General features: G+C 45.3%; 7 protein-coding genes and 1 pseudogene. 4 read left to right on the plus strand and 4 right to left on the minus strand.

Going from position 1 to position 4,279, the window contains the following annotated elements; genetic code table 11:
* Nucleotides 1-469: GIY-YIG nuclease family protein (locus DSM107010_RS31840; RefSeq protein WP_199755888.1), on the minus strand; the 469-nt coding region annotated here is incomplete at its 3' end.
* A 544-nt stretch (nucleotides 470-1,013) separates the two neighbouring features.
* Here DSM107010_RS31840 and DSM107010_RS31845 point away from each other — a divergent pair.
* Entirely contained in the window at nucleotides 1,014-1,394 is a 381-nt protein-coding gene (locus tag DSM107010_RS31845; RefSeq protein ID WP_106170279.1) for a hypothetical protein, read from the plus strand.
* Nucleotides 1,395-1,398: 4 nt separating this feature from the next.
* On the opposite strand, the pseudogene DSM107010_RS31850 reads toward DSM107010_RS31845, so the two are convergent.
* Both DSM107010_RS31850 and DSM107010_RS38945 read right to left on the minus strand, forming a co-directional pair.
* A pseudogene (locus DSM107010_RS31850) lies at nucleotides 1,399-2,464 on the minus strand (IS630 family transposase).
* 79 nt (nucleotides 2,465-2,543) lie between these two features.
* Entirely contained in the window at nucleotides 2,544-2,702 is a 159-nt protein-coding gene (locus DSM107010_RS38945) for a hypothetical protein (RefSeq protein ID WP_158631917.1), read from the minus strand.
* Nucleotides 2,703-3,003: 301 nt separating this feature from the next.
* On the opposite strand from DSM107010_RS38945, the gene DSM107010_RS31855 reads away from it, so the two are divergent.
* Nucleotides 3,004-3,192 (plus strand): hypothetical protein, encoded by a 189-nt coding sequence (locus tag DSM107010_RS31855; RefSeq protein WP_106170277.1) that lies wholly within the window; start codon nucleotides 3,004-3,006, stop codon nucleotides 3,190-3,192.
* Nucleotides 3,193-3,197: 5 nt separating this feature from the next.
* Here the strand turns inward: DSM107010_RS31855 and DSM107010_RS31860 are convergent, their stop codons facing one another.
* On the minus strand, nucleotides 3,198-3,398 hold the full coding sequence (locus DSM107010_RS31860) for a hypothetical protein (protein ID WP_106170275.1): 201 nt from the start codon (nucleotides 3,396-3,398) through the stop codon (nucleotides 3,198-3,200).
* Between the two features lie 222 nt (nucleotides 3,399-3,620).
* Between DSM107010_RS31860 and DSM107010_RS42570 the strand changes: the two genes are divergently transcribed.
* A complete protein-coding gene (locus DSM107010_RS42570) occupies nucleotides 3,621-3,746 on the plus strand; it encodes a hypothetical protein (protein WP_258184058.1) in 126 nt (41 codons plus the stop codon).
* Between the two features lie 85 nt (nucleotides 3,747-3,831).
* Nucleotides 3,832-4,053: a hypothetical protein gene (locus DSM107010_RS31865; RefSeq protein ID WP_106170273.1), complete on the plus strand. Its 222-nt coding sequence runs from the start codon at nucleotides 3,832-3,834 to the stop codon at nucleotides 4,051-4,053.
* Nucleotides 4,054-4,279: the final 226 nt, after the last annotated feature.

Here is a 4,279-nt window from a genome sequence, read left to right on the forward strand (position 1 = left end):
TCCACTTTTGAATCAATGCCAACTCCAACTGCTGCCTCGGTCTAGAAGCCGCTGGTACATCCCACCAAAAAGCTGCAACCACCGCTACATCCAGCTTGTACTTACGGTGTAGGCTTATGTAGTTTGAAATGTAATCTTTTGCATCATGTACGCCTTTCCACCGCTGCGAAGGAGTGCGCTTCGTCTCCCCTACGTACAGCAGGATAGGAAGGGTGTTATCAATGATGAAATATAGACGAGCTTCACTGTCATTGTCAGGCAGGCGATAGAATTCTGATGGGTGTAACCGCAGCGCAAACGGGTCAATGCTATCGGGACCGCAGTGTGATGGAGTGTGCGATTCGTTGGTAGCCGAATCACGGTAATCAGTCCGTATATAAGCTACCCAACCCGACAGCAGATTACTGTCATTAAGGGTTGAACTCTTGAGCGTATGTGGGTGACAGCCCCACCTGCCAGACTTAGGCATAAATCCCTATCTGTCCACGCCGACCAGACTCGGTTTCTGGAGAGCGAAGCTGGAAACAGGGCGCAATCAGACATCCGTTGTGGGGTGACACTGGTGCTAACGGGGAGTTCTCACGGTAAAACAGAGCCTAAAAAAACAACCTACACACAAGCAGGACACAACACCAAAACCTGACTTCACTGGAGAAATCTTCCAAAAAGGAAGAAATATTCCCGCCGCATTATGGCTCCAGATAGCGGTAAGAGTCCAGGGAATCCAGTGGTTGAAGTGGCTATACCTAAAAGAACATAACAATCCGACCAAGGGAACGAATAAAAACGAATCAAAGGTCAATGGGGTTGGTCGAACCCCTTTGTAGGCTGGACGAGCAGCGGAACTCCCTTGATTCGGGTAGGATGCAGCGTAATTGCTGCAAGGCGTTCAGTATCCCACGAGATGCGCAACGAGCTTAGGACTGTAAAGCTAGAAATCAAAGTAGAAAGGAGATTTGCCGGAAGTAGACAAGAGAAAATGACATCGTTAGCCTTTTGGATCGAGGCAAGTGATGATGTCAGAAACGATAGGCACTACTGTAGCAGGAATTGAATTGACAACGAATGAGCAAGCCAATCCAGTCACACCCAATTGGTTAGGCGAAGTCTTGTTGGTTGGCGAATATTGGCGGAAGACTGATTTATTGGAGCGCTTACAGACTCAAGTGAGAGTAAATCGAGGGCGGATGGGACAGTATGAAGTGTGTGATTTTGTCCTCTTGCTCCTTGCTTATGCCATCAGCGGTTTGGACACACTCCAAAGCTTTTTTGAGCAGCTCCAGAGCGTCCAATCCATCGTGATGTCAGTGTGGCAACGGCAACATTGCCCAGTGGCATCAACGTTAAGCCGATTTCTCGCTGATATTGAGCCGACGGCGTTATACCAATTCTGAATAATCATGCACTAGTTACAGAAATTGTGGTTAAGGCATCAAGGATGTATGACCAACCTGTTAGTGACATAATGGTGGTAGGACAAAGAGAATTGATTAAGCCAAAAACTAGATCTCGGAGAGTAGCCAGATTATCAAAGTTGCGACCTTGAAAATGCTTTTTTAAATCCTCCCACAATCGTTCGATGGGATTGAGTTCTGGAGAATGGGCGGGCTGAAAAATAGGAATGACATTCTCTGGCCATACCAGTGTCGTAGCAATATGACAACTGGCTTGATCTAAGTGTAAAAGGTTAAGACTATCTGGAAAGGCAGCAGCAAACATCTCGATAAACCGTTGAAAACAGGCAGAATCAAGATGCGAAAACTCATAAAAGAAATGCGCTCCAGTCGCGGGTTCAACCGCACCATAAAGCCAAAAATTTTCCCGCGACCACTGTACGGGTGCAATCGGTTTAACACCAAAAAGAGTAATTACCCGACTCAAAAGTGTTTTAAGCCCAAAGCGACTTTCATCCTCACAGAAGTAGCGCACTGTCCGTCCGTTTCCCAAATGAGTTACCATGACTCGCACGATCTCAGGCAGTTTTTTTAAAAGTGTCTTGTAGCTGCGGGTCTGCTTCAATACTGGCTGGGCGCGGGACTTTGAGTTTCGACTGTAGTTTATAGCGCACAATGCCGTGTACTGTGGCATATGCCGCTTGAACATCATATTCCTGTTGTAACCACTGTTGAATCTCACCATAACTGTTAAATCCAGTGCGTTCGCTCAAGCGTTGGCGCAATTGTTCCAGCACATTTGGTGGGAGCTTCGACGGTTTGCCTGGACTAGTTTTAATCTGCAACAAACCAGATATTCCCTCGCTTTGATAAGTACAGAACCAGCGATAGAGCGTTGATTCATTACAACCTAATAGGGCAGCCAGTTCCCGCCTTGTCTGTGCCTGGCCTGTTTTGCGTAAGTACAGCGCTCACACTCGGTCTCGCTGGCGAGCCAGAGTTTGGTCGCTCAACAGTGTTTTGAGTTCCGCCGCACTTTCCTTAATCTCAACATCAAACACACTTGTCATCATGAAAACACACTACTCTAGTTATTTATACAATAGTGCAACATTATTCAGAATTGGTATAACAGCTTTGTTTCTAATTTTACTTTCCTTTATCAGCTCCTTTATCCGTTGCCGATTGGTAAATTTGAGATGCCGCTGTGTCAGGGCTGGCTTGTTCGTCACTAGTGTTTCTGGAATGTCTCAAGCGGAGCAACAACCATCCATGTATTGTCTTGGGTGTCTCGCTCGACCATAGCATAGACATTACTTGTGTGGCTTTATCTTCTAAATAGCATTGCCGGAAAGAATACTACTGAAATGTTGGATGACATTGGTACTCTCCAGCAATTTGCGCGTCAAGTTTTCGCTGCCGTTGGTCAAAGCAATCAACATATTTGTTTTCTTAATTTATTAGCATGAAATTCGTTCTAAAATACTTCAAATTCTCCTAAATACTCCGGTCAAAAGTCACTTTTAAATTCTTCACTTTCAGCGAGCATACTATTGTTTATTAAGACAATAAATTAGATAATAAAGATGTAGTTTAGCTGGAGGCAATAATGTTTCAAGCTCTTGTAGAAATTGCGGCAAGCGTTGCTCAAGAGGTAGAGTGGGAGCTGATTGCTCCCAATACACTTTGCCTTGCGTTCGCCACTAACGAACGCGCTGTACTGTTCGTGCAGTTGATTCGGGCGCTACCGACTACAGGAGTCGTTCTACTGGGTACTGAAGTTATAGTAACCTGGTAGGGAGACTAAGCGGGGGAGTTTATCTCTCCTGCTTTAGTTATTTTAGCAGGCATTAAAAGTGTAACTTTATTCTTTTCAATTTCTGATGCGGTTGATTTATCTTGACACTCTTTGTAAAACTCTTTTGCTTCAGAATCAGTATCAAAAGTAAACTGAATTCCCTTGGATGTGACGTTAATATTATCTGCTCTGGTTCTACGCCTCATAGTCTCTTGCTCGTCTTTTAGCTTTCCACAACTATATATTATGATTGGTTATGGTCGATTGCTATAAGCAGAAACAACCTTGCTTACCACACAAACAAATTTACTAAGCTACGAGTAGTAGATCGCGCTCATGGGGCTGTTGCACCACATAAACTCTGTCAGTCTTACTAGTGCGATCGCATAAAGTTTAGGCGAAACTTGAATCAGATTTGAGGTCAATCTATGCCCAAACTTCCAGAATGCGATCGGTGTAAGTTTCACTCGCACGACTACCATATAGTCTGCGCCATTCACCCTGCTGGGGTGGAGGAAGATAGTTGCTTAGACTTTCGCCCCGATCCTCAATAGAGCAAGCATTTCAGGGATTTTCTAGGGTTGCGCTCTCGACAGCAAGACGACGAACCATATAGCAATTCACACGATTATTTAGACGATGAAGAACTGTGGGAACCAGCGGCAGTATCTTAATTACGCTGGCGAATTGATTTTACAGCCCCAGCTGCGCTGGACAAGGGAGGAGCAGATGGAGTTATTGAACTGGCATCCGCTGTTCACGGGCAAGTGTCCCAGCTGCAAAGCTTCCTTCAGCAAGGATTACACGGCACGGGTACATTGGGATTGTCTTGAGTGCGGTTGGATGGATGATACAGTGTAGGCGATCGCCATACTAAACTCATGAACTAGGACAGTTGCTAGGTGTTGCTTCAAACTGATTTGGCGCGGCAGGATCGGCATTGGTGAGGATAATTTCACCCTTGGAACCAAATTGCCAAGTAGTAGCTTCTACCAAGGGAGCGGTTGTAGTATAGCACTACGAAGTTAAATTAGGACGTTATAGTAGGGATAGCAGAGCAATTGGGAATTAGTATGGCAGCCCCCTA

This window comes from Chroococcidiopsis cubana SAG 39.79 (assembly GCF_003991895.1).
Taxonomy (GTDB): domain Bacteria; phylum Cyanobacteriota; class Cyanobacteriia; order Cyanobacteriales; family Chroococcidiopsidaceae; genus Chroococcidiopsis; species Chroococcidiopsis thermalis.

What these genes read in the sequence shown, in the direction of transcription:
- DSM107010_RS42570 (WP_258184058.1), top strand. Translation starts at nt 3,621, where the DNA reads ATGCCCAAACTTCCAGAATGCGATCGGTGTAAGTTTCACTCGCACGAC.
- DSM107010_RS38945 (WP_158631917.1), bottom strand. Translation starts at nt 2,702, where the DNA reads ATGCTATGGTCGAGCGAGACACCCAAGACAATACATGGATGGTTGTTG.
- DSM107010_RS31845 (WP_106170279.1), top strand. Translation starts at nt 1,014, where the DNA reads ATGATGTCAGAAACGATAGGCACTACTGTAGCAGGAATTGAATTGACA.
- DSM107010_RS31855 (WP_106170277.1), top strand. Translation starts at nt 3,004, where the DNA reads ATGTTTCAAGCTCTTGTAGAAATTGCGGCAAGCGTTGCTCAAGAGGTA.
- DSM107010_RS31860 (WP_106170275.1), bottom strand. Translation starts at nt 3,398, where the DNA reads ATGAGGCGTAGAACCAGAGCAGATAATATTAACGTCACATCCAAGGGA.
- DSM107010_RS31865 (WP_106170273.1), top strand. Translation starts at nt 3,832, where the DNA reads ATGAAGAACTGTGGGAACCAGCGGCAGTATCTTAATTACGCTGGCGAA.